Annotated in this window: 25 protein-coding genes; 13 read left to right on the forward strand and 12 right to left on the reverse strand. The window is 45.5% G+C overall.

Annotation, left to right across the window (positions count from 1 at the left end):
• Positions 1–85: 85 nt before the first annotated feature.
• The 4 genes from hslV to ACFQS8_RS12100 are packed head-to-tail and all read left to right on the forward strand — an operon-like array spanning position 86 to position 3,599.
• On the forward strand, positions 86–643 hold the full coding sequence (hslV, locus tag ACFQS8_RS12085) for an ATP-dependent protease subunit HslV (RefSeq protein ID WP_382167730.1): 558 nt from the start codon (positions 86–88) through the stop codon (positions 641–643).
• Entirely contained in the window at positions 636–1,775 is a 1,140-nt protein-coding gene (locus ACFQS8_RS12090) for a hypothetical protein (RefSeq protein ID WP_382167732.1), read from the forward strand. The genes hslV and ACFQS8_RS12090 overlap by 8 nt, the downstream gene beginning before the upstream one ends.
• Positions 1,776–1,786: 11 nt before the next feature.
• Positions 1,787–3,094, forward strand: coding sequence for an ATP-dependent protease ATPase subunit HslU (gene hslU / locus ACFQS8_RS12095; protein ID WP_382167734.1), 1,308 nt, complete (start codon positions 1,787–1,789; stop codon positions 3,092–3,094).
• A 10-nt stretch (positions 3,095–3,104) separates the two neighbouring features.
• Positions 3,105–3,599, forward strand: coding sequence for a hypothetical protein (locus ACFQS8_RS12100; RefSeq protein ID WP_382167736.1), 495 nt, complete (start codon positions 3,105–3,107; stop codon positions 3,597–3,599).
• A gap of 19 nt (positions 3,600–3,618) precedes the next feature.
• Here ACFQS8_RS12100 and ACFQS8_RS12105 read toward each other — a convergent pair whose 3' ends face one another.
• Complete coding sequence (locus tag ACFQS8_RS12105; protein ID WP_382167737.1) at positions 3,619–4,218, reverse strand: alpha-ketoglutarate-dependent dioxygenase AlkB; 600 nt, start codon at positions 4,216–4,218, stop codon at positions 3,619–3,621.
• A 220-nt stretch (positions 4,219–4,438) separates the two neighbouring features.
• Here ACFQS8_RS12105 and dnaK point away from each other — a divergent pair, with 220 nt between their 5' ends.
• The 3 genes from dnaK (at position 4,439) to dapB (ending at position 8,583) form a co-directional block, all read left to right on the forward strand.
• The gene (gene dnaK / locus ACFQS8_RS12110; protein WP_382167739.1) at positions 4,439–6,358 is read left to right on the forward strand and encodes a molecular chaperone DnaK; all 1,920 of its coding nucleotides are present in this window, start codon (positions 4,439–4,441) and stop codon (positions 6,356–6,358) included.
• A 228-nt stretch (positions 6,359–6,586) separates the two neighbouring features.
• The gene (gene dnaJ, locus ACFQS8_RS12115; RefSeq protein ID WP_382167740.1) at positions 6,587–7,738 is read left to right on the forward strand and encodes a molecular chaperone DnaJ; all 1,152 of its coding nucleotides are present in this window, start codon (positions 6,587–6,589) and stop codon (positions 7,736–7,738) included.
• A 38-nt stretch (positions 7,739–7,776) separates the two neighbouring features.
• The gene (dapB, locus tag ACFQS8_RS12120; protein ID WP_382167742.1) at positions 7,777–8,583 is read left to right on the forward strand and encodes a 4-hydroxy-tetrahydrodipicolinate reductase; all 807 of its coding nucleotides are present in this window, start codon (positions 7,777–7,779) and stop codon (positions 8,581–8,583) included.
• A gap of 8 nt (positions 8,584–8,591) precedes the next feature.
• On the opposite strand, the gene ACFQS8_RS12125 is transcribed toward dapB, so the two are convergent.
• The 4 genes from ACFQS8_RS12125 to ACFQS8_RS12140 are packed head-to-tail and all read right to left on the reverse strand — an operon-like array spanning position 8,592 to position 10,934.
• Entirely contained in the window at positions 8,592–9,500 is a 909-nt protein-coding gene (locus tag ACFQS8_RS12125) for a peptidylprolyl isomerase (protein WP_382167744.1), read from the reverse strand.
• Positions 9,500–9,961: a VOC family protein gene (locus tag ACFQS8_RS12130; RefSeq protein WP_382168617.1), complete on the reverse strand. Its 462-nt coding sequence runs from the start codon at positions 9,959–9,961 to the stop codon at positions 9,500–9,502. Before ACFQS8_RS12130 ends, ACFQS8_RS12125 begins: the two co-directional genes overlap by 1 nt.
• 2 nt (positions 9,962–9,963) lie before the next feature.
• Complete coding sequence (locus ACFQS8_RS12135) at positions 9,964–10,428, reverse strand: hypothetical protein (RefSeq protein WP_382167746.1); 465 nt, start codon at positions 10,426–10,428, stop codon at positions 9,964–9,966.
• Positions 10,429–10,445: 17 nt separating this feature from the next.
• Positions 10,446–10,934: a DUF2244 domain-containing protein gene (locus ACFQS8_RS12140; RefSeq protein ID WP_382167748.1), complete on the reverse strand. Its 489-nt coding sequence runs from the start codon at positions 10,932–10,934 to the stop codon at positions 10,446–10,448.
• A gap of 86 nt (positions 10,935–11,020) precedes the next feature.
• On the opposite strand from ACFQS8_RS12140, the gene nth reads away from it, so the two are divergent.
• Positions 11,021–11,740, forward strand: coding sequence for an endonuclease III (nth, locus tag ACFQS8_RS12145; RefSeq protein WP_382167750.1), 720 nt, complete (start codon positions 11,021–11,023; stop codon positions 11,738–11,740).
• Here nth and ACFQS8_RS12150 read toward each other — a convergent pair.
• A complete protein-coding gene (locus ACFQS8_RS12150; RefSeq protein WP_382167752.1) occupies positions 11,737–12,624 on the reverse strand; it encodes an ATP-grasp domain-containing protein in 888 nt (295 codons plus the stop codon). The two genes, nth and ACFQS8_RS12150, sit on opposite strands and share 4 nt — an antisense overlap.
• A 111-nt stretch (positions 12,625–12,735) precedes the next feature.
• On the opposite strand from ACFQS8_RS12150, the gene ACFQS8_RS12155 reads away from it, so the two are divergent.
• Together ACFQS8_RS12155 and ACFQS8_RS12160 are read left to right on the forward strand one after the other, a co-directional pair.
• Positions 12,736–13,740 carry an adenosine kinase gene (locus ACFQS8_RS12155; protein ID WP_382167754.1) on the forward strand — a complete coding sequence of 335 codons (1,005 nt, stop codon included), beginning with the start codon at positions 12,736–12,738 and terminating at the stop codon, positions 13,738–13,740.
• 66 nt (positions 13,741–13,806) lie between these two features.
• Positions 13,807–14,163, forward strand: a complete 357-nt coding sequence (locus tag ACFQS8_RS12160; RefSeq protein WP_382167756.1) for a winged helix-turn-helix transcriptional regulator — start codon at positions 13,807–13,809, stop codon at positions 14,161–14,163.
• A 100-nt stretch (positions 14,164–14,263) separates the two neighbouring features.
• Here the strand turns inward: ACFQS8_RS12160 and grpE are convergent, their stop codons facing one another.
• Together grpE and hrcA are read right to left on the reverse strand one after the other, a co-directional pair.
• On the reverse strand, positions 14,264–14,893 hold the full coding sequence (grpE, locus tag ACFQS8_RS12165; RefSeq protein WP_382167758.1) for a nucleotide exchange factor GrpE: 630 nt from the start codon (positions 14,891–14,893) through the stop codon (positions 14,264–14,266).
• Positions 14,890–15,999: a heat-inducible transcriptional repressor HrcA gene (gene hrcA / locus ACFQS8_RS12170; protein WP_382167760.1), complete on the reverse strand. Its 1,110-nt coding sequence runs from the start codon at positions 15,997–15,999 to the stop codon at positions 14,890–14,892. Before hrcA ends, grpE begins: the two co-directional genes overlap by 4 nt.
• Positions 16,000–16,171: 172 nt before the next feature.
• Between hrcA and rph the strand changes: the two genes are divergently transcribed.
• Positions 16,172–16,906, forward strand: coding sequence for a ribonuclease PH (gene rph / locus ACFQS8_RS12175; protein WP_382167762.1), 735 nt, complete (start codon positions 16,172–16,174; stop codon positions 16,904–16,906).
• A gap of 48 nt (positions 16,907–16,954) precedes the next feature.
• Here the strand turns inward: rph and ACFQS8_RS12180 are convergent, their stop codons facing one another.
• The 3 genes from ACFQS8_RS12180 to ACFQS8_RS12190 all read right to left on the reverse strand — a co-directional run bounded on the left by ACFQS8_RS12180 (position 16,955) and on the right by ACFQS8_RS12190 (position 19,008).
• On the reverse strand, positions 16,955–17,983 hold the full coding sequence (locus ACFQS8_RS12180; RefSeq protein ID WP_382167763.1) for a methyl-accepting chemotaxis protein: 1,029 nt from the start codon (positions 17,981–17,983) through the stop codon (positions 16,955–16,957).
• A gap of 159 nt (positions 17,984–18,142) precedes the next feature.
• Positions 18,143–18,400, reverse strand: coding sequence for a helix-turn-helix domain-containing protein (locus ACFQS8_RS12185; RefSeq protein WP_382167765.1), 258 nt, complete (start codon positions 18,398–18,400; stop codon positions 18,143–18,145).
• 23 nt (positions 18,401–18,423) lie between these two features.
• Positions 18,424–19,008, reverse strand: a complete 585-nt coding sequence (locus tag ACFQS8_RS12190) for a DUF2975 domain-containing protein (RefSeq protein ID WP_382167767.1) — start codon at positions 19,006–19,008, stop codon at positions 18,424–18,426.
• 152 nt (positions 19,009–19,160) lie between these two features.
• On the opposite strand from ACFQS8_RS12190, the gene rdgB reads away from it, so the two are divergent.
• Complete coding sequence (rdgB, locus tag ACFQS8_RS12195) at positions 19,161–19,775, forward strand: RdgB/HAM1 family non-canonical purine NTP pyrophosphatase (RefSeq protein ID WP_382167768.1); 615 nt, start codon at positions 19,161–19,163, stop codon at positions 19,773–19,775.
• Positions 19,775–20,929: a radical SAM family heme chaperone HemW gene (hemW, locus tag ACFQS8_RS12200; protein WP_382167770.1), complete on the forward strand. Its 1,155-nt coding sequence runs from the start codon at positions 19,775–19,777 to the stop codon at positions 20,927–20,929. Before rdgB ends, hemW begins: the two co-directional genes overlap by 1 nt.
• A gap of 54 nt (positions 20,930–20,983) precedes the next feature.
• Here the strand turns inward: hemW and ACFQS8_RS12205 are convergent, their stop codons facing one another.
• Positions 20,984–22,339, reverse strand: a complete 1,356-nt coding sequence (locus ACFQS8_RS12205; protein ID WP_382167772.1) for a penicillin-binding protein activator — start codon at positions 22,337–22,339, stop codon at positions 20,984–20,986.
• Positions 22,340–22,397 lie beyond the last annotated feature (58 nt).

Raw genomic sequence — 22,397 nt, forward strand, 5'->3', positions numbered from 1 at the left:
ATCAGTTAATCTAGCTAAAAATCCTTGATCCTGCCTGATTCAAAGTCCACCTATAGGGCTAAGAATTTGAAATCAGGAGATTTACATGACACAGGACTCTTCCCCACAAAGTTGGCACAGCACCACAATTCTAGCTGTACGCAAGCCGGGTCGGGTTGTGATTATCGGTGATGGTCAAGTGTCGATGGGTAATACCGTCATGAAGGGCAATGCGCGTAAGGTTCGGCGGATTGGTGAAGGTGGTAATATTATCGCTGGGTTTGCAGGCGCAACAGCAGATGCCTTTACACTATTTGAACGCCTAGAATTGAAATTGGAACGGTTTCCTGGCCAATTACAGCGCGCTGCAGTGGAATTGGCTAAAGATTGGCGCACAGATAAATATCTTCAAAAACTTGAAGCATTACTGATAGTTGCAGACAAGCACACAACTTTAGTTCTCACAGGTATGGGCGATGTGTTGGAGCCTGAGCATGATGTGGTCGCTATTGGGTCTGGTGGAAATTATGCATTGTCTGCTGCGCGGGCGATTTATGAATATGAACCAGATGCTGAGAAGTTAGGACGTAAGGCTATGGAAATTGCGGCAGAGGTATGTGTTTATACAAACAATAACTTTGTCGTGGAGAGTTTGGATGTCTGAACGGGATGCGCTTGAAAAGGCTATTAAGGATGGAGTTTTAAGCCCCGAACAGGGTGAGAAACTACAAGGTTATTTGGCCAAGGGTGGAGACCCTTATGGTTCGGAAGATCCTGAAAATCTTAGCTTTTTAGCGTCATTCAATGATATTTTTCTCACGTTCGGCATCATGATTTTGATGGCGGGTGCAACCTTGCTAATTGGGTGGGTGACATGGCCCATTTTGCCCAAAAGCTTGATTGGACCCAGCATCGCACTCATCGTCGCAAGCATAGCTTGGGCGATGGCGGAGTATTTCTGCAAGCGTAGACGTCTGCTTCTGCCCTCTATGAGCTTAGCGGCTGTTTTCTCCCTGATGGTGGGGTTGGGGGTCGGTGCCATCCTAGTGAAGCTGCTCTCCGAGAATGCTGGTCAGGAGCTGCTTCGGGCTGCACAGCAAGGGGCGCAAGAAGAAGATATTCCTGGTCTTGTTTTCAAGAAATTATTTGAAACAAGTTATTCGTCGATTTTTGCAGGAGCGGTTGCTGCTCTGGTTTTTTATTTCCGGTTTAAATTGCCCTTTGCGTTGTTTTTGATCGCTATGTCTGGTGCCGCGTTATTCTATACATTCACATTTCAGAATGCAGGATTTACTGGCGTAAGTGCCAGCGCGATGTTGATTGCCGGATTGGCAACATTGGCAGTAGCGATGTTTTTTGATGCACGTGATCCAGCGCGACGCACAATTCAATCTGACAATGCATTTTGGCTTCATCTCGCGGCTGCACCTCAAATCATGTTGGGAATGCGGTTTATGATTATGGGCGATAGCGTTTTATCCGAACAAGGTTCATCGGTGATGATGTTGATTGGATTGCTAGGGGTTGGCGTATTGTCATTGGCGCTTAATAGACGCGCCTTGATATTCTCTGGATTGATCACATTTACATTAGTCGTTTTCTCGCTTGTTCAGAAATCAGGTCTGTCGGGTGTAGAAATGATTGCACTTCCACTGGTTATAGTTGGGGGAAGTGTTGTTTTATTGGGTGCTGGTTGGAAAACCGCACGCAATGGCGTGTTGAAGTTTATTCCTGATAGCGGTGTATGGGGCCGCTTATTTCCCCCTGAACATGTGCTTAGCGGCAAAGATAAATAATAAGGCCTAAAATGACTGAATTTTCTCCTCGCGAAATCGTATCCGAACTTGATCGTTTTATCGTAGGGCAGGCCGATGCGAAACGCGCTGTTGCACTTGCGCTTCGCAACCGCTGGCGCCGCAAGCAATTGAGCGATGAATTGCGTGAAGAGGTTACGCCTAAGAACATATTGATGATTGGACCCACAGGGGTCGGTAAAACAGAGATTTCGCGCCGTTTAGCGAAATTGGCACAGGCTCCCTTTATTAAAGTAGAGGCAACCAAATTTACTGAAGTTGGTTATGTGGGCCGTGATGTTGAGCAAATCATCCGTGATCTTGTAGAAGCAGCGATCGCAATGGTGAAAGAAGAAAAGCGCAATGATGTCAAAGCGCGCGCCGAAAGCGCTGCTGAAGCACGTGTTATTGATGCGCTTGTTGGTGCTGATGCAAAAGAAAGTACACGCGACTCTTTTCAAGCCAAATTACGCTCTGGTGCGCTGGACGACAAAGAGATTGAAATTGATATCGCCGACAATGCCTCGCCAATGCAATCCATGGAAATTCCCGGGCAACCTGGTGCGAGTATGGGAATGCTCAATTTAGGAGATTTGTTGGGTAAAGGTTTTGGCGGTCGTACACGCAGTGTCAAAACAACGGTAAAGGATGCGTATCGTCCATTGATTGACGAAGAAAGCGACAAGCTTGTCGATCAGGACGCGGTGGTGCGCGATGCAATAAAACTTGTTGAAGAAGAGGGAATTGTATTCCTCGATGAGATCGACAAAGTGGCAGCTCGCCAAGAGCAGGGCGGTGCAGGTGTTTCGCGTGAGGGTGTCCAACGCGATTTATTGCCACTTATTGAAGGTACAACTGTTGCAACCAAACATGGTGCTGTGAAAACAGACTATATTTTGTTTATCGCATCAGGTGCTTTCCATGTTTCTAAGCCATCTGATCTTTTGCCCGAGCTACAAGGGCGTTTGCCAATTCGTGTGGAATTGCGCGGGCTTACGCATGAAGATTTCAAACGTATTCTTACGGAACCAGAAGCAAGTTTAATCAAGCAATATGTTGCTTTGATTGGTGCGGAAGGCATGACGATTGAGTTTGATGAAAGCTCAATTGATGCCATTGCTGAAATTGCTGTTCAGGTGAATGACACGGTAGAAAATATTGGTGCGCGCCGTTTACACACTGTGCTTGAGCGTTTGCTTGAAGAAATCTCTTTTACTGCTCCAGACCGAAATGGTGAAAGCTTTGTAATTACTGCTGATTATGTGCGTGAAAAGGTTTCTGGTTACGCGGCGAACACTGATCTTTCGAAGTATATTTTATAAGGTTTAGAAGATGCCAACCGAAGTTTTTGAATTTAAAGCAAGTCGGTTGGGTTCATTTTTGATTACAATAGGGTCCGTTGTGTTTGCCGCAGCGGGCCTTATTTTATGGTATCAACACGATGTACCAGCTGATTTGAAATACTGGATGGCCCTGATTGGATGTGGGGCAGTCATCGTATTCTTTATTGCTTTATACAGATTGATTTTTCTGCCTGTTATGGTGCGCGTTTCACCCGAGGGTCTATTTATTAAAAATTATGATACCACCATTCCATGGGAAGCGCTGGAAATAGCCAGATTGGTTAAGTTAGAAAATGGTGGTGAAATAGTAGAATTTATTCCCTATCAACCAGTGCATGATGTTTTATCCAATGGTAAATTTGCCCTCGGGAAAACTGCCAACCATTTTGCCAAATTACCTGATTACGCGTATTCCATGACAGGGGTTAACGGTAGCAATCAGGATTTACTGCGCGCGATATCGGTTTATATGCAGACCAGATAGTTCCTCGGCGTTTGACCTTTTATTTGTTCACACGCCTTAGCGTTAAATTCAGTCTCCCACCATTTTTTAACAGGGTAGAGCTGCCGCCATATATGCGATCAATTCCGTGGAAGGCCATGCGAGCAGCGCCGCCAAGAATGATGATATCGCCAGAATTTATTTTGAAAGACTTTGTAGGATCTTTGCGAGACAGGCCACCAATTCTAAAACGGGCGCTGTCGCCCAGAGAAATGGATATTACAGGCGCTTTTATATCCTGTTCGTCACTATCGGTATGCAATCCCATTTTGGCATTTACATCATAATAATTAACCAAGCAGGCTTCAGGTGGATTTGGGTATTGCGCCAGCGCCTCCCATATGCTCATTAAGGCGCGCGGAATGCTTGGCCATGTTTTTTGAGTTTCTGGGTGTATTTTTTCATAACGGTAACCAGAAATATCAGAAACCCATCCAAGTGTACCCAAATTGGTCATTTTAACGGAAAAAGGTTGTGCGCTTCTAGGCATTCTAGGAGTATAAAACGGGTTATTATTCAATTGTTTACGAACAATATCTACTAGCTCCTCCTGTGCATCACGGGAAAGGTAGTTTGGTAAGTATTGAAGACCGTCAATCATGTGTCTAATAACTCAAATTAATAATCTGCATCACGGAAAAGTGACTTTGCCTATTGAGCCTGAAGAATTGAACCCCATATGGGCTTACGAGCCTGGCTTTTTTATGAAAATCAAGCTGTGTTTAATTTTTTAGGGGACCGCCTGAACCGGGCGCCGCAGAAGTAAGGGCCCATTTCGGGCAAGGGCGGCCGCCAATATCTAAGGAATGAGAGAGAACAATATGGGAAAAATTATCGGGATCGACCTCGGTACAACTAACTCTTGTGTGGCCGTCATGGATGGCGGACAAGCAAAAGTTATTGCAAACGCTGAAGGCGCACGTACAACACCATCTGTTGTAGCTTTTCGCGAAGACGGCGAGCGTATGATCGGTCTTCCGGCTGTACGTCAGGCTGTAATGAATTCAGAGCACACATTCTACGCGATTAAGCGTCTGATCGGTCGTCAATTTTCTGACCCGACAGTGGCAAAAGACCAAGAAATGTCACCTTTTAAAATTGTTAAAGGTGCAAATGGTGATGCTTGGGTAAAAGGCCGTGATAAAGATTACGCGCCACAAGAGATTTCAGCTTTCATTCTTCAAAAGATGAAAGAAACAGCAGAAGACTTCCTCGGTGAGACAGTCACTGAAGCAGTTATCACTGTTCCTGCTTACTTTAACGATGCGCAACGTCAGGCCACGAAAGATGCTGGCCGTATTGCGGGTCTTGATGTGAAGCGTATTATCAACGAGCCGACAGCTGCTGCTTTGGCTTATGGTCTAGAGAAATCAGACGGTAAAACAATCGCCGTATACGACCTTGGTGGTGGTACATTCGATGTGTCCATCCTTGAGATTGGTGATGGTGTGTTTGAAGTGTTGTCAACAAATGGTGACACATTCCTTGGTGGTGAAGACTTTGACCTTCGGATCGTGGATTACCTTGCTGACGAGTTCAAAAAAGACAAAGGCATTGACCTTAAGAAAGACAAACAAGCGCTACAACGTTTGAAAGAAGAAGCTGAGAAAGCGAAGAAAGAGCTTTCTTCTTCTGCATCTTACGAAGTGAACTTGCCGTTTATTTCTATGAGCTCTGCTGGTCCTGAGCACCTCAATTTGAAACTTACACGCGCCAAATACGAAAGCATGGTTGCTGACCTTGTGAAACGTACTATTGAGCCATGTAAGAAAGCACTTGCTGACGCTGGTAAATCTGCTGCTGAGATCGATGATGTCGTTCTCGTGGGTGGTATGACGCGTATGCCTAAAGTCCAAGAAGAAGTGAAAAAATTCTTCGGTAAAGACCCACACAAGGGTGTGAACCCTGATGAAGTTGTGGCGATTGGTGCAGCTATCCAAGCTGGTGTGCTTCAAGGTGACGTGAAAGATGTTGTTCTTCTTGATGTGACACCGCTATCATTGGGTATTGAAACACTTGGTGGCGTGTTCACGCGTCTTATTGACCGTAACACGACAATTCCAACGAAAAAGTCTCAGACATTCTCAACAGCTGAAGACAATCAGGCTGCTGTGACAATCCGCGTTCTCCAAGGTGAGCGTGAGATGGCTGCTGACAACAAAGTGCTTGGTAACTTCAACCTTGAAGGTATTCCACCAGCACCACGCGGAATGCCACAAATTGAAGTGACATTCGACATCGACGCCAACGGTATCGTGTCTGTGTCTGCGAAAGACAAAGCAACTGGTAAAGAGCAACAAATCACTATCCAAGCTTCTGGTGGTCTTTCAGACGACGAGATTCAGAACATGGTGAAAGATGCTGAAGCGAATGCTGATGCAGATAAAGCCAAACGTGAAGCTGTTGAAGCTAAAAACAATGGTGAGTCTCTTGTCGATGGAACTGACAAGCAACTTGAAGAGCACGGCGATAAAATTCCTGCTGAAGTAAAAGCAGAAATTGAAGCTGCACGTGATGCTCTGAAGGCTGCGTTGGAAACAGACGACACGGCTGATATTCAAGCGAAAACGCAAGCACTTACAGAAGCATCAATGAAAATGGGTGAAGCCATTTACGCTGCTGCACAAGAGAGTGATGCTCACGCTGATGCAGCAAAAGACGCTGCGAAAGATGCTTCTTCTGATGACGACGATGTTGTTGATGCTGACTTTGAAGAAGTTGACGGCGACGCAAAAAGCTAGGCTTTAAATAGCGCGGAGCTTTGCTTCGTGAACGTGAAGGCTGCGGTGCGTTATTGTACTCGCAGCCTTTATGGCGTTTAAAGCTGCTTTATTATTTAGCATTAGAGATACGAGGAATGCTTTTTGCTTGCCTCTTGTCAAAAATGGTTGGTCACCCAACATAAGTTATGTCCTTAGTTGGCGATGCGCTTACACGCAATTTACTGATGTACGAGAAAAGAACGACGCATGAGCGATACTGATTATTATGAACTTCTAGGCGTTTCTAGAAACGTGAACGAGAAAGAGCTTAAATCGGCTTTTCGTAAGAAGGCGATGAAGTATCACCCTGACCGTAATCCAGATGACCCGTCTGCTGAAGCAAAGTTCAAAGAAGTTTCTTCTGCTTATGAGTGTTTATCTGACCCTCAAAAACGCGCCGCTTATGATCGTGTTGGTCGTGCTGCATACGAGCAGGGTGGAATGGGATCTGCTGGAGGGGGCGCTGGAGGCTTTGGCGGCCAACGTCCAGAAGATGTGTTCAGTGATATTTTCGCAGATTTCTTTGGCGGTCGTCAGGGCGGCGGCGGAGGTCGAGGTGGCGCAACACGTGGGTCAGACCTTCGTTATGATTACACCATTACGCTGGAAGAAGCATTTAATGGTAAGCAAGCTGATATAGAGATACCAACGACAGAGACATGTGAACCTTGTGAGGGCTCTGGTGCAGCTCCAGGATCTTCCCCCGTAACGTGTACGACATGTCATGGTGCGGGCCGCGTACGCGCACAGCAGGGTTTTTTCACCATGGAGCGCACTTGTGCGACATGTCAGGGGCGTGGAACGATAATCAAAACACCATGTAAAAACTGTGGTGGACGCGGGAATGTTCATGCGAAGCGCAAGTTAGATATCAATATTCCTGCTGGAATAGAGGATGGTCAGCGCATTCGTTTGCAAGGTGAGGGAGAAGCAGGCACGCTTGGCGGCCCTAAAGGCGATCTCTATATTTTTGTAACGATTGATGAGCACGATTTATTTGAACGTGATGGTCCAAACCTTTATGCACGCGCACCCGTTCCGTTTTGCAAAGCTGCCTTGGGTGGTGAAATTGAAATGCCGACAATTGGTGGGAGCCGTGCTCGTATAACCATTCCAGAAGGTGCACAAACAGGTAAACGTATGCGCTTGAAAGGTAAGGGCATGCCATCCTTACGTTCTGGCCAACGCGGAGATTTGTATGTGGAGCTGTTTGTTGAAACACCACGAAACTTATCATCGAAACAAAAAGAACTGCTGAGAGAATTTTCAGAAAGCTGTAGCGAAACGACGAATCCAGAGCATCAGGGATTTATGAGTCGCGTTAAGAGCTTTTTTGATGCGTCTGCGAACGCGGATTAATTTTATAACATCGTGAACTGATATAGGGCGCTTTTGAAATGTCTCATAAAATAGCTATCGCTGGAGTTGCGGGTCGTATGGGGCAATCCTTAGTACGCACTTGCATAACGGAAGATGGCTGTGAGGTCGTTGGAGGTACGGAGCGCCCCGGGTCTGGTGAATTGGATAAAGATATTGGCGTGCTTGCAGGCATCCAACCTTTGAATATCAAGGCGGGATTATCAGCAGCAGAAGTTGCTAAAGAAGCTGATATCTGGATTGATTTCACTGCACCGACCTCTACTTTGGCTGCGATGACTGCGCTTGATCTAACAGGCGTACGCGCAATTATCATCGGAACAACAGGCTTTAACGAAGCTGAAGAAGCTGCCTTGCGTGAATTTTCAAAGCGCTTTGCTATTGTAAAGGCAGGTAACTTTTCACTTGGCGTAAATCTTGTGACAGCGCTTGTGGAACAAGCAGCAGCCCGTCTTGGAGATGACTGGGATATTGAAATCCTAGAAACACATCATCGCCGTAAAGTAGATGCTCCGTCAGGCACGGCGCTTATGCTGGGTGAAGCTGCAGCAAATGGTCGTAAAGCGCCACTAAAGGATCTTCAATCACCCCCTTATGATGGAATTACGGGTGAAAGAGAAACTGGTAAGATAGGATTTTCTGTGCGTAGAGCAGGGGGGGTTATTGGCGACCATGAGGTGATGTTTGGGTCTGATGATGAGCTTGTCAGCCTGCGCCACACCGCATTAGACCGCAACATATTTGCACGAGGTGCGTTGCGTGCTGGACAGTGGGCGATCCAACAGCCGCCAGGATTTTACTCCATGCGCGACGTGTTGGGTCTCTAGCGTTAAATTTAGAAATCTACCAATTCAGTAGGCACGTCCATATCGCAAACATCGACGACTTGCGGAGGTGTGTTGAAGAAGAATGGATCAGATTGAACGCGTTTTGAATTTATCTTATTCATGAAAGCGGGTGTATCTGTGTGCATAACTTCGTAATTTGGTTGTTCATTTGGCTCTAGTTCAGAGGCAAGTTTTGCGGAGATGATTTGATCGCCTTTTTGGGGCGCTTGGATAACTCCACTTGCAATATCTTTATCGCCACGTTGAAGCTTTTGGACATATTGCATTCCAGAAATAACACGACCAAAGACAGTTAGATTGCGATCAAGATAGCGTTGAGCATCCAGAACAATATAGAAATCAGTACCACCAGTATTGGGATCAGAATCCCGTGCCATTGCTAAAGCACCGGGACAATGCAAAAGCCATTTTTTATCTATTTCTCGATCAAGTCCAACTGCAAAACCATTCTGGAAACCAACTTCTGGTGCAAATAGATCGTCATTGCCCAAAAGTTGAATATTGGTCCCGTCTCCTAAGGGTTGTTCAACTTCTATCTCAATAGGTGGCCATTTCTTATCAATAGTGTTGATGCCACCTTGGGCAACAAAACCATCAATTACACGATAAAACTCTTGTCCGTTATAGGCGCGCGCTTTGACCATATCTTGGAAGCGTTTTACATGGCCTGGGGCAAATTCTGGATTGAGTTCAATTACGATTTGTCCGTATTTGGTATCCATCAGCACAAGGTTTTCAGGAGATATTTTTCTCCATCCTTCACCCTTCATACCAATTTCCGCTGAAATAGGCGTAGGTTCTGGTTTAGGAGTCACATCCAATTTCTTGTCAGCTTCTTGCGCGCATGCTGTAAGGCTGATGCACAGCGCTGATGTTAATACGAGATGTTTGAGCATTACCATTCCCCAATATTTGGTGCAGATACCCAAGGCTCTGCCGGTGGAAGTGGTTCACCCTTTTGTAGCAATTCAATTGATATTTGATCGGGAGACCGCATAAAAGCCATGCGACCATCGCGAGGCGGGCGGTTTATAGTTATGCCCATTTTTTCAAGTTTGGCACACATCGCATAGATATCATCGACCTCATATGCAAGATGACCGAAGTTGCGACCGCCTTTATAATCTTCTGGTGTCCAATTATATGTTAGCTCAATAACAGGTAGTCCTACTGTTAGGCCTTCTTTGGGTGGTGTTTCACATGCAGCAATATCATCAGGTGAGGCAAGGAAAACATTAGTAAATTTGCCCTGTTCGCTTTCATGACGATCTACTTCTTTAAGCCCTAATCCATCACAGTAGAAAGTAAGGCTGTCCTCAAGGTTTGATACTCTAACCATTGTGTGCAGGTAGCGAATGCTCATGATGTTGAATTACCTTCCAATTGAATTTTTATTTCGTCTTCAAGAGATTTAGGACGATTGAGATGATAAAGACGGGCGAAAATTGCGCCGATGCCTATTAAGCCTAAAATACACAAGATAGAGACAGCGAATAACCAAGGCGCAAAGCCTTCATCCAAATCCGAGATTTGACCTGTCGCATTCCATATAAAATTGTAAATCCACGTCGAAAAGAAGAAAATTACGGGAAGGGCTATTAAGGCTGTGATCGTTGCGCAAAAGTTTACAACATGCGCAAATGGATTGTGTACCTTACGGTAGATAGCCACAAAACTCTCCTGACCTAAGCGGGCATAATCAAAGCGTTCGCCTTTAAGCGCATTGAAGATTTCATATGCGTCTGATTCCACGCTTTTATACCGGAATAAGATATAAGCGCCCCATGCGGCGAGGCTAATTAAAATGATTATGAAGAGAGTCACAGGATCACCATTGTATTTTAGCTATATCTTTCATTGCGCGCAGCTTGCAGTGCTTGACTAATCGACGCCAAAAATGACTGACGTTCTTTGGGTGTTAAGAAACGTCCTATTGCATATGCCTGTCCGGAGCTAGTCAACTTGACATATTGATTTGTTTCATTGGTATCTCCAGCAAGAGATGCACGCGCAAATGCAGTCGGTAAGCTGGCAGATGTCTCTACACCTTTTGGATCTATATGGCGAACGGTTAGAAGGTCTGATGTAATCGTTACAAAGGTACGTTGAGATAGATTTTTATTGTTTGCGGAGAAGACGCCCCATAAAATTATAAGATCAATAGCGAGAAATCCCATGACGATAAAAAAACCATAGGGAAGAAATGCTAAACTTGTGGCGACACTCAGACATGCAAGCAATATAACTAGATAGATAAACCCCCGATTGGAGAGGGAACGTGAAGGTCGCAGCGTGGCATCCATGTATATCTTGGAAGTGTCTTGCATCATTTGCGGATTCATTGGGGTTAATCACTTGCTATCTTTGCATTGAGATAAGCATATTGTCGAAGAGTTCAACAATCTAGGTGTCAGGTATGTCTGCGGTTTCAAAAGCAAAATCTACAGCGTCAAAAGAAGCACCAAAGCACAAGAAAAAGCGTGTCTCAAAACCGCGTAGCCGTCTCACACGTGACGCGATTTTGGAAATGTTTGTGAAATTGGCTGACGACAGGCCAAATCCTGAAACTGAATTAGAATATAATTCTCCTTTCACATTGGTTGTTGCCGTCGCGTTGTCAGCACAAGCGACGGATGTTGGTGTGAACAAAGCGACACGTCTTTTATTCGCTGTTGCTGATACTCCTCAAGCTATGCTTGCACTGGGGGAGGCGGGAGTGGCTGATTATATCAAAACGATTGGCCTTTGGCGCAATAAAGCAAAAAATGTCGTCGCATTATCTAAAATGATTATTGATGATTTCGGTGGGCAGGTCCCCCAAACGCGCGAAGAATTGGTTCTTCTACCCGGTGTAGGGCGCAAAACTGCAAATGTGGTTTTAAATGAAGCTTTCGGGCAGCCGACGATCGCCGTGGATACACATATTTTTCGTGTCTCTAACCGTACCGGACTTGCTCCGGGGAATAATCCCGATCAGGTCGAGGATTTGCTTGAGCGTGTTGTACCGGAAACCTTTAAAAAAGGCGCGCATCATTGGCTGATTCTACACGGACGATATGTCTGTGTTGCGCGTAAACCTAAATGCGACATGTGTGCAATTTATGATCTCTGCAAATTCAAAGAAAAAACAGCTTAACTATCGGCTCTTTTTATCAATGCTTCCGCGTAAAGCTCGCTAACATGGGGGCCTTCTTTAATGTACAGATATGGTTCAATCATTTCTAATTCCATGAGAAGTAGCTCCCCTTCATATCCCCGCAGGAGATCAACGCGGGCGTAAAGCGGCATACCATATGGGATTAGGGATAAATTTTTCTGCGCAACATCAATATCAGCTTGTGTCGGAGAGACAATTTTTTCAGTGCCGCCATAGCTGCTTTGGATGCGATAGTCGCCAGATTTTGGTTGTTTTAAAAGTGCATGTGAAAACGCGCCATCAATAAATATAAAAGAATACTCACCCTCTGTTTGAATCGCAGGAAGAAAGGGTTGGATCATCGCTGGTCGATCGAGTAATACACCTTCAGGCAAAGTTTCATCTCGTTGGAATAGTTTTTGTCCAAATGAGCCAGCACCTACTTGGCGCTTTAGGACAATATGAGAGGTATCATATTCTTCAAAAACAGCTCGGACATCATGCTTTGTAGGTTTTTCCACCCAGCGTGTAGGCACAGTTTTGGCACCGAGTTTCGCAAGGTCTTTTAAGTAAGATTTGTTGATGTTCCAATGAATAAGTTCAGCCGTATTGTATAATCGAACGCCTAGTCCTTCTATTGCCTTTAATGTGTCTAGAAATTGAGATTGAAAATCTTGATAATTCCAAGGTGTTCCTACGACCACAGCATCAAATGGTTTAAAGGCCTCAATCTCATTCTTCCAATCGAGAGCAACCAATGTGTGCCCGCGTGTTTCAAGCGCATTTCGTAAACCACCAAATTGTAAATCGAACTCAAATGCATCGACACGGCGCATTGGCATGTCGGGCAGAGTTGTTTCACAAGCTAAAAAGGCAAATTTCATGGTTTTTCTCCGAATGCGGCATTAATCGGCTTGTCGATGTGGTAGGCAGGCATATAACAAGTCTTTAATTGTAAGCCATAGCGATTTGTATTGATATCTGGAGCCAACATAATGACCGAAACAAAATTTGATGTGATTGCTTTGGGCAATGCGATTATGGACGTAATCGCGAGTGTTGATGATCAGTTTCTTATTGATAAAGACATTGCTAAAGCGCGCATGAATTTGATTGATCAAGAGCGAACAGATTATCTTTATTCTGCATTGCCAGAAGACCGTGTTGAAACGTCAGGTGGTTCCGCAGGTAATACTATCGCTTGTTTACTGAGTTTTGGTGCAAAAGCAGCCTTTATGGGTAAGGTTGCTAATGACGAAATCGGTGCTGCCTATGTGAATGACATGGAGCGTATTGGGGCTGTTTTCTCTGGGTCTCCTCTGGTTGATAGCGTTGCAACGGCACGCTGTATGATAGCAGTTACACCTGATGGTGAGCGTTCAATGAACACCTTCCTTGGTGCGTCAACAGAATTTGCAGCTGAAGATGTAGACCAAGACCTTATCGAGCAATCTGAATGGCTATATCTTGAGGGGTATCTCTTCGATAAACCGGCTGCAAAAACAGCATTCGTGCGCGCCGCTGAAATAGCAAAAGCTGCAGGGCGTAAAGTTGCTGTGACAATGTCTGACGTGTTTTGCGTCGAACGTCACAGAGACGCGTTTCGTCACCTTGTGAAAAATTATGTAGATCTCGTGTTTGCAAATGAAGAAGAATTGCTTGCGTTGTACGAGACAGATGATTTTGACGCTGCTGTTGATATGTTGAAAGCAGAGACAGAGTTTGCAGCAATCACGCGCTCTTCTAAAGGCTCTGTTGTTGTTGATTCAAAAACACGCATGAATGTTCCCACTAAACCACTTGATAAAGTTGTTGATGCAACTGGAGCAGGGGATGCGTATGCGGGTGGTTTCTTCTTTGGTTTGAGCCAAGGTGTAAACTTAGAAACATGTGCGCGTTTAGGTCATCTTGCAGCGAGTGAAGTGATTTCTCACTATGGTCCACGCCCAGAAGCAAACCTTAGAGAACTCGCTATCGCGGCGGACCTAATTCAGGCATAAATAAACTTCGGTCAGGCGCATTGATGTGTTTGAGATAACGCCAAATCAGATTTATAATGGTGCGATATGAAATGGGATCAATTATCAGATGACTGGTGTCCCGTCGCGCGGGCAACATCGATTGTAGGGGATCGGTGGACGCTTCTGATCGTACGCGATTGTTTTTTAGGTGTTAGCAAGTTTGACGATCTGCAAAAAAACCTTGGCATTACCCGTCACGTCTTGGCGCAGCGATTAAAAAAACTCGTCGCAGCAGGTGTTCTGGAGAAAAAAGAATATCAAACACGCCCTGTACGATATGATTACGTCTTAACTGAGCGCGGTAGACAGCTTGGCCCAGTGCTCGAAGCTTTGCGAGTTTGGGGTAGGGAATATCTCTCAATACGTCGCCAAGCGGGTATAGGTGATACGATTCCAGAATAATTTTGGTTTCACACAAACCGAGTTTATTTTGACTATAAAACAAAACGGCAGAACTTAGATGAGTAAGTTCTGCCGTTTTTCATTTTAGCATCTAAGCTTATTATGCATTTTCGCTTGTATCGGTTTTGGCTTGCGCACCACCACCGGAACTTACCGCTACCATTGCAGCGCGAAGTGTTCTGTCACCAATTTTCCAACCCGATTGGAATGTCTCGGCGACTGTACCACTTGGTTGATCTGAAGGGACTTGTGTAATTGCCTGATGGAAGTTTGGATCAAAGCTTGCGCCTGGAGCAGCATCTACAGCTACAACACCATTACGTGCAAAAGCTGTGTGCAATTCTTTTTGAGTCATTTCGATACCAGCAAGAAGACCTTTACCTTGCTCGGAAAGGTCTGCCTTCGCGTCGTCAGTAATTGTGCTCAATGCACGGGACATATTGTCAGAAACAGACAGAAGATCTGATGCAAATTTCTCAACAGCGTAAATGCGTGACTCAGCGACTTGTTTTTCAGTGCGCTTACGCAAGTTTTCCATATCTGCGAGGTTTCGAACGAGTTGATCTTTTAAGGCATTGCGTTCTGCTTCAAGTTCAGCAATCCGTGCGTCTTTTTCGTCAATCTCAGGTGCAGCTTCACTCGCCGCGGCATCAGCTTGTGCGTTCTCAGCTGCATCTTGCGTGTCGACTGCTTCTGGTTCGTTCTCTGGCGTTTGCGTATCTTCGCTCATCGCTTATCCTCTATTTCTTCGGCCGGTCCGCCATTCAATAATCTACCTACAACTTGCGCCGTATAATCCACCATAGGAATGACGCGTGCATAGTTTAGTCGAGTTGGACCAATAACACCCAACGCTCCTACTACTTTGCGATCAGAATTCATATAGGGTGCGACGATAACACTTGAACCCGAGAGGCTAAAAAGTTTATTTTCTGCACCTATAAACAGGCGAACACCTTCAGCATCACGTGCTTCGTCCAAAACTTTTATAAGACTTTCTGTTTTATCGAGGTATGAGAACAGATCCCTGACCTTATTAATATCTTCTGCTAACTGGTCGTCGCCAAGCAAATTTGCGCGCCCGCGAATAATAAGAGAGCGACCTCGGTCAGGGTCTTCGCCTGTCCAATGTGCAAGGCCGGCTTCGACAAGAGAGCTGGCTGTTTCATCTAATTGTGCTTTTTTATCGCGAATTTCCGTTAAAACGTCTTTCCGCACTTCAGCGAGCGTGCGTCCGCGCATGCGTGCATTTAAATAATTGCTCGCTTCCTGCAATGCGGAAACCGGCATTCCAACTGGGACATTAAGAAGACGGTTTTCAACGTCTTCATCCTCGCTCACAATAATAGCCAATGCTTGGCTGGGGCCGATGGATACGAATTCCACATGTTTAACGGCTGAAGCATTGCTTTTGGGGCTAGCGACAAGGCCGGCACCCCCCACCAAACCAGAGAGCATTTCCGATGCTTCACCTAGAAAATCTTCAGGGGGACGCCCTTGAGCAGCTGAAAGTCTTTGCTGGATACGTCGCTTGTCAGCGGGAGGAAGCTTCATGCGCTTAACTTCCATCAATCCGTCTACAAACAACCGTAGGCCTTGGTGTGTTGGCATTCGCCCAGCAGAGGAGTGCGGGCTGTCGAGTAAACCCAATTCAGCAAGGTCTGCCATTACGTTTCGAATTGAGGCGGGCGAGAGGCTGATGCCGCGTCTGGATATTGTGCGTGAACCTACCGGATCCCCTGTTTCCAGATATGCGTCCACGATCTCGCGGAATATCAACCGTGAGCGTTCATCCATCGCAGATAACGTGGTGTGGGAGGAGGGGTGATCTTTCATGTCTCTATAACAGTAAGAATGGTTCGATTAAGATGCAATGGGAATTCGTTGCATTGCCAAACCATAGAGGTTTCCTGTATCGCAATTACACACATTATACGTAAAACCTACCATATTTTCAAAACCTGATTTCTTGAATTATTGGTGTAGGCTCCTAACAGGATGAGAGACCATGACACAATTTGAACGCCCTTCTAAACGTAGCCCCGAAAATCTCAGAGAGGTAAGTTTGGAAGTAGGTCAATCGCGTTATGCGGAAGGCTCATGTCTCGTCAAGTTCGGTCATACACATGTGCTTTGTACTGCGTCATGGGAAAAAGATGTTCCGCGCTGGATGAAGGGGTCTGGTAAAGGTTGGGTTACAGCCGAATATGGTATGTTGCCTCGCGCAACACACACGCGCGGACGTCGTGAAGCGGCCTCAGGAAAACAGTCAGGTCGTACTCAAGAAATCCAACGCCTTATTGGGCGCGCTTTGCGCTCAGTGACTGATCTTGAAGCGCTTGGTGAAAACCAGATCACGATTGACTGTGATGTAATTCAAGCGGACGGCGGAACACGAACAGCGGCTATCACGGGTGGATATGTCGCGCTTGCTATCGCTTTAAACTACCTCAAAGAAGAAGGCGTTATTGAGACAAGTCCATTGATTGCACAAGCTGCCGCAATATCATGTGGTGTGTATCAAGACGTCCCTGTACTTGACCTAGATTATGCAGAAGACAGCAATGCGATGGTGGATGCTAACTTCATCATGTCTTCAGATGGACGGATTATCGAAGTGCAGGGGACAGGTGAAGAGCGCCCGTTTTCCCGCGATGAATTCCTCGCAATGAGTGATCTTGCTGATGCGGGGTGTAAACAATTGTTCGCGCTACAAAAAGCTGCGATTGAGAGCGTAAAGTAAAGCATAGAAAAGGGGAGCTTATTGGCTCCCCTTTGTTTTAGATTTCACCTAGTTCTTTTTGTTTGCTTTAAAAGCCGAAGCAAGCTTATCAGAGCTCATAATAGTCTTATTTGTTGCATCAATACGTTGTTCAGCTTGGCTGCTGCTTTGAGCGATTTTAACAATGTTCTGTGAGATTTCACGGGTTGCCGCACTTTGTTCGCCAAGGTTTTGCGCTATCTGCCGCGTGAGTTCTGCACCATCAAGAATTTCAGAAGCGGTCGCGCGTACTTTCTCTGTTGCTTCATCACATGCAACGCGTCCATCTTTCACTGCTGTGGAGGAGGCCTGCATAGCTTCAAGAATAGCTTCCACTTCCTCTTGAAGGGAATTGATACGGAGCGAGATATCTTTGGTAGCTTGAGCTGTTTGGTTTGAAAGCTCTTTTACCTCTGACGCCACAACAGCAAATCCACGACCTGCTTCACCAGCACGTGCCGCTTCGATAGTAGCGTTTAGCGCAAGGAGATTGGTTTGGTTTGCGATATCAGATATTGTTTGAACAATATCACCGATCTGTTCAGATGCGCGTGCAAGGCTATCAACGCGCTTAGATGCCGCCCGAACAGACGTATCTACACGTTCCATGTGCTCGGCGGTTAATTGTGTATTTTTTGCACCATCCGACGCAAGATTTGAACAATTATTTAGTGTGGAGGCTGCGTCATCAGATGTGCGTGTGACCGTGCTGATATTGACGTTCATTTCTTCAATTGCAGCTGACATAGACTGAGCAGCCGTGGCAACATTATTGATCTCTTGTTTGGTGATGCCCATGCTTGCGATAATATCTGCTGTATTCGCAGCGTATTTTTCGTTTTGTTCAGCAGCGCTGGCGGCTTTCTCTTGAACGAGTTGGCTAGCCTTTCTAAATGCGGCTGCAATTTCTGGAGGCCCAGTGAAACTAGAAACATCTTCTCCTCTGGCACATGCTCCGATGAGGGGAACGAGTTCAGAAAGCCATGCAGGGGATACAGCTGCGCGTTGCATTTCTTGCACTTGGGCAGAGATTGCATCTTGTTTCTTAAATTTGAGCATAGCTTGAGACACTCCAAAGTGTGAGAATATTAGCTTTGGATCATCGCGCTGAATGGTTAATATACTTTGCGAGATTTCATCTTTTTGATGATTTCAATGCAAATTTGTAATTCTTACTTTAGTTTCCCAAGAAGAAATATAGATGAAAGGGAGAGTTACTTACTCTGCCGCCGTTCGCTGACTTTCGTCATCAGATCCATCAATTGTGTCTTCTTCGTCTTCCCAAATAAGAATATCGCCTGGCTGACAGCCAAGTTCTCGACAAAGGGCTTCTAGCGTTGAAAACCGTATCGCTTTGGCCTTACCTGTTTTTAGAATAGACAGATTTGCCAACGTAATGCCCACACGATCGCCAAGCTCAGTGAGAGACATACGGCGATCTAATAGGACTTGATCTAGTTTTACACGAATCGTCATGAGGTCAGGGTAGGGCCTTTTGTTTAGATGGTCATCTGTTGATCTTCGCGAAGGCGGGCACCCTCATCGAAAACCTGCGATAGGACAACCAAGATCAGCACAGCCCCCCACGTGATGAAATTTGTTCCCATCAACCGTGTAAATATGGACATTGGCTGTAGATCTATATCTACGCCAAATATATTTAATAAAAATGCAATCATTGGATCTACCAAAATTCTGGCAAGTTCCAAGATAGCAAGAATCAGTGCGATGACTCGAAATCTATGTGCGTTGTCAGGCACAAAAGGGTCACCATCTACAAGCGTTTCAAAAACGCCGCGTAGATTAGATGCAATACACATTATGCCCACACATAAAACCGTTCCCACAAGTGCGAGACTGGTCATTTTAAATGGGTGTGCGTGTAGTGATATTTTTCCAAGGACAGAGTTCTCAACCTCACCTCCGCCAATCATCGCAATAATTGAAATCAGAGTAACTATCCAAACGAATCCAAGAACCGCGCACGCACCAATCCAGAAAATATCAACCAATACCTTCAAGATAGAAGATAAAGACCCGCGACCGAGTGCGCGAAATTTCAATGTATCTTCAAGCCCGCTCATCGGATAGATAATTCCCTTGATCTTATAACAAATGTAGTTTCGTTTTTAAGCGAACACTATAGACATGTAGATGTGGCACAAATATTATCGAAAAACAATATATGTGCTGTAAATTAAGAAAACGCATACCTGAAATCACGTTGGAGACGATTATGACTGATTCGCACCCACACAGAAAACTCCAGCCTGGACGTTTGATTGCAGCAACCCACAATCAAGGCAAAGTACGTGAATTAAAAGACTTGTTAGAGCCTCTGGGTTTTGAGCCTATATCTGCAGGCGATTTAAACCTTGAAGAACCTGAAGAAACAGGACTTACTTTTGAAGAGAATGCCGAATTAAAAGCGCTCGCGGCAGCAAAAGCTTCAGGGTCACCTGCATTAGCGGATGATTCTGGTCTCGCAGTAGATGCATTAAATGGTGCGCCTGGTATTTATTCCGCGCGTTGGGCAGGCGAGAGCAAGGATTTCAATCTTGCGATGGAGAAAGTCAATCAGGCTTTAGAAGATGAAAAAGCTGCGGAACGTACTGCGCGTTTTGTGTGTGCTTTATCTGTGGCATGGCCAGATGGTGAGACCGTTACTTTCCGTGGAGAAGTTGAAGGTGAACTTGTATGGCCCCCACGCGGTTCAAACGGTTTTGGGTATGATGCAATGTTTGTCGCCAAAGGTGAAACTATCACATTTGGTGAAATGGAGCCGGCTAGAAAACACGCTATGAGTCATCGCGCCAACGCATTTAAGTTACTCACCGAAGCTTTGCTTTAATGCTTGAGTTTGAACCCGACAGAGGGTTTGGCATTTATGTTCATTGGCCTTACTGCGCCAAAATCTGCCCCTATTGTGATTTCAATGTCTATGCAAATAAAGCAAGAGATATTGAGCCTTTATTGCAGGCGATCTTTGATGACTTAAAGGGCTGGCGCGCCAAAACAGGGCCACGACGACTTGATACCGTTTTCCTTGGAGGCGGTACGCCTTCGTTATTGCCGCCTGATTCTGTAAATAGGTTATTGGCTCTTATCGGTGATCTATGGGATATAAAGCCTGATATTGAAATCACATTAGAAGCCAACCCAGATGACTATTTACGCTTTTCTGGGTTTGCAGATACGGGCATAAATCGCCTCTCATTGGGGGTTCAAAGTCTTAGTGATCGAGATTTGAAATTTTTAGGCCGAAACCATGATGTTGAAATGGCCCATCAAGCTATCCAAGCAGGGCGGCAATGTTTTGACTCACTGTCACTCGATTTCATTTACGCGCTACCAGACCAGTCCATCGAAGATTGGCGATCGCAATTGAATGAAATTGTAAATCTCGGCGCTGATCATTTGTCATTATATGAACTTACGATTGCGCAAAAAACTGCTTTTGGAAAAGCTGTTGAACGCGGCGCATGGAAACCTGCAGACGATGATGTTGCCGCAGACTTGTATGAATTGACACAAAGCAGAATGATCCAAGCGGGCTATCCTGCATATGAAGTATCCAACCATGCAAGAGATGAAAGCCATCATGCAAAGCACAATATCATCTATTGGCGGTCAGGTGATTGGCTAGGCATAGGGCCAGGTGCCCACGGCAGGGTAACAAGCGACAACCAGAGAGTAGAAACCATCGCAGCACGTCGCCCGCAGGACTATATCAGGCAGGTAGCAGACACAGGGCAGGGTGTAGATCATTCGCAGACTTTATCCATTGAAGACGTCGCTAATGAGCGTCTCATGATGGGGATGAGAATGGTGTCAGGTATGGCACGCTCAGACTATGAAAGTCTCAATGGACGCTCTATTTCTCAGCACGTGTTGGAAGAATTGAAAAGTGCACAACTTATTGAATTTAATGATAATAATATCAAGCTGACATCACAAGGTCGGCTATTAGCTGATCATATATGTACGCGGCTTATTCTTGAATAAAAAAGGCTGCATAAGATGTCTATGCAGCCTTTTTCTATTTTATGTGCCCGCTGTTTAGAACCCGTCCGGTGAAAATGTAGATAACCCCGGTTCTATCACATTCACATTGCCGCGTCCGGTCACTTGTAGCACTGATAAACCCCGCTCAATCGTCCCATCGGACCGGAAACGGAATAGACCATTTGTACCTAAAAACCCGTCGCGACGTTCTAATGAGGCGCGGTTCATTGAGTTTTCGCTCAACATCATGAGCGTCATCAAAGTTGCATCATACCCCAATGTGGACATGCTTGTAGGCTCATCACCGTTAATTTGTTTATAAATATCAGTGTATTGTCCAATAGTAGTAGGGTTTGGTGCAGCAAATACTCCGCCTTCCAAAGATGGTTCCCGCCAAACATCTGGTGTGTTCCACAGACCTGTACCTAAGATTTTTACGCTTTTAATATTCACATCATAATAGGGTAAAAGCGGCGCAACTGCCCGTAGGCGCGTACCTTGTTCAGGGATTAATACTGCAACCTTGCCCGGAGCGTATTTATCTGCTTCCTTCACTGCCGTTGCTAAACGCTGAGCTGCGCCTGTTGGGGAAGGTTCACTTGGGCTGTAAAGCTCTGATTTTATTACACTTGCATTGCGTAAATTCGCTTCATATCGAAGTGCTGCCTCAACCTTATATCCATATGTGTTGGCAGGTCCAAACATCGCAAATTGTGTCACACCATTGAGTGTTGCCCAGTCTACTATACGTGCAACTTCTTCTTCCAAGGGAAGCGATACAAGATAAACACCATTACCTGCCACTGTGCGGTCTGTTGAAAAGGCAAGGACAGGAATGTTATTTGGTGCAGCTACCTCGTTCACTACAGCGACATTTTGAGAAAACAATGGACCAATAAAAGCATCAGCGCCTTGTCTAAGGGCTTCTATGGCAACGTCTCGTGATTTCGATTGGATGCCGCCTGTATCTTTTGGAAGTAAGATAACGTCTTTAATTCCAGCCTGAAAAAGTGCCATTTCTGCACCCGCAAGAATGCTCTCTGCTTGTTTTCTAACTGCTGCACTTGAGCTAGATAGGGGAAGCAAGATTGCAATTTCTCTTATGTTTTCAAAACCTTTAGGGTCGCTCCCTTGCATGTGGCGAGGGATAATGCTTGCTGCTGGTGTCTGCGCTTGGGTCTGTTTATTCTCAACAGTTTCTTTTGGTTCTTCTTTAGGCTTTGGAGGCTCGGGTCTATCGGGGCGGGTTGATTCAGGACGTTCATCGCCGCGATAGATCGGTGTAGAAGGACGCGGATCAGTGGTGGCGCATCCCGCCAGCAATGATAGAGTAAGGCCTAGCGCCGCAAGCGATTGACCGCTAAAGGCGAATAAGCGTTTTTTATCCTTAGCATTGGGCAGTGATGTCATCTTCAAACTTCTCCAGCGGCCATGAGGGCGCAAATTCAATCCCCGACATATCAAAGTC

It is taken from the genome of Hirschia litorea (assembly GCF_042665075.1).
GTDB lineage: Bacteria > Pseudomonadota > Alphaproteobacteria > Caulobacterales > Hyphomonadaceae > Hirschia > Hirschia litorea.

Bases quoted from the DNA above. Each gene is read 5' to 3' on its own strand.
- hslV (WP_382167730.1), top strand. From the start codon at position 86: ATGACACAGGACTCTTCCCCACAAAGTTGGCACAGCACCACAATTCTA.
- ACFQS8_RS12090 (WP_382167732.1), top strand. From the start codon at position 636: ATGTCTGAACGGGATGCGCTTGAAAAGGCTATTAAGGATGGAGTTTTA.
- hslU (WP_382167734.1), top strand. From the start codon at position 1,787: ATGACTGAATTTTCTCCTCGCGAAATCGTATCCGAACTTGATCGTTTT.
- ACFQS8_RS12100 (WP_382167736.1), top strand. From the start codon at position 3,105: ATGCCAACCGAAGTTTTTGAATTTAAAGCAAGTCGGTTGGGTTCATTT.
- ACFQS8_RS12105 (WP_382167737.1), bottom strand. From the start codon at position 4,218: ATGATTGACGGTCTTCAATACTTACCAAACTACCTTTCCCGTGATGCA.
- dnaK (WP_382167739.1), top strand. From the start codon at position 4,439: ATGGGAAAAATTATCGGGATCGACCTCGGTACAACTAACTCTTGTGTG.
- dnaJ (WP_382167740.1), top strand. From the start codon at position 6,587: ATGAGCGATACTGATTATTATGAACTTCTAGGCGTTTCTAGAAACGTG.
- dapB (WP_382167742.1), top strand. From the start codon at position 7,777: ATGTCTCATAAAATAGCTATCGCTGGAGTTGCGGGTCGTATGGGGCAA.
- ACFQS8_RS12125 (WP_382167744.1), bottom strand. From the start codon at position 9,500: ATGCTCAAACATCTCGTATTAACATCAGCGCTGTGCATCAGCCTTACA.
- ACFQS8_RS12140 (WP_382167748.1), bottom strand. From the start codon at position 10,934: ATGATGCAAGACACTTCCAAGATATACATGGATGCCACGCTGCGACCT.
- nth (WP_382167750.1), top strand. From the start codon at position 11,021: ATGTCTGCGGTTTCAAAAGCAAAATCTACAGCGTCAAAAGAAGCACCA.
- ACFQS8_RS12150 (WP_382167752.1), bottom strand. From the start codon at position 12,624: ATGAAATTTGCCTTTTTAGCTTGTGAAACAACTCTGCCCGACATGCCA.
- ACFQS8_RS12155 (WP_382167754.1), top strand. From the start codon at position 12,736: ATGACCGAAACAAAATTTGATGTGATTGCTTTGGGCAATGCGATTATG.
- ACFQS8_RS12160 (WP_382167756.1), top strand. From the start codon at position 13,807: ATGAAATGGGATCAATTATCAGATGACTGGTGTCCCGTCGCGCGGGCA.
- grpE (WP_382167758.1), bottom strand. From the start codon at position 14,893: ATGAGCGAAGATACGCAAACGCCAGAGAACGAACCAGAAGCAGTCGAC.
- hrcA (WP_382167760.1), bottom strand. From the start codon at position 15,999: ATGAAAGATCACCCCTCCTCCCACACCACGTTATCTGCGATGGATGAA.
- rph (WP_382167762.1), top strand. From the start codon at position 16,172: ATGACACAATTTGAACGCCCTTCTAAACGTAGCCCCGAAAATCTCAGA.
- ACFQS8_RS12180 (WP_382167763.1), bottom strand. From the start codon at position 17,983: ATGCTCAAATTTAAGAAACAAGATGCAATCTCTGCCCAAGTGCAAGAA.
- ACFQS8_RS12185 (WP_382167765.1), bottom strand. From the start codon at position 18,400: ATGACGATTCGTGTAAAACTAGATCAAGTCCTATTAGATCGCCGTATG.
- ACFQS8_RS12190 (WP_382167767.1), bottom strand. From the start codon at position 19,008: ATGAGCGGGCTTGAAGATACATTGAAATTTCGCGCACTCGGTCGCGGG.
- rdgB (WP_382167768.1), top strand. From the start codon at position 19,161: ATGACTGATTCGCACCCACACAGAAAACTCCAGCCTGGACGTTTGATT.
- hemW (WP_382167770.1), top strand. From the start codon at position 19,775: ATGCTTGAGTTTGAACCCGACAGAGGGTTTGGCATTTATGTTCATTGG.
- ACFQS8_RS12205 (WP_382167772.1), bottom strand. From the start codon at position 22,339: ATGACATCACTGCCCAATGCTAAGGATAAAAAACGCTTATTCGCCTTT.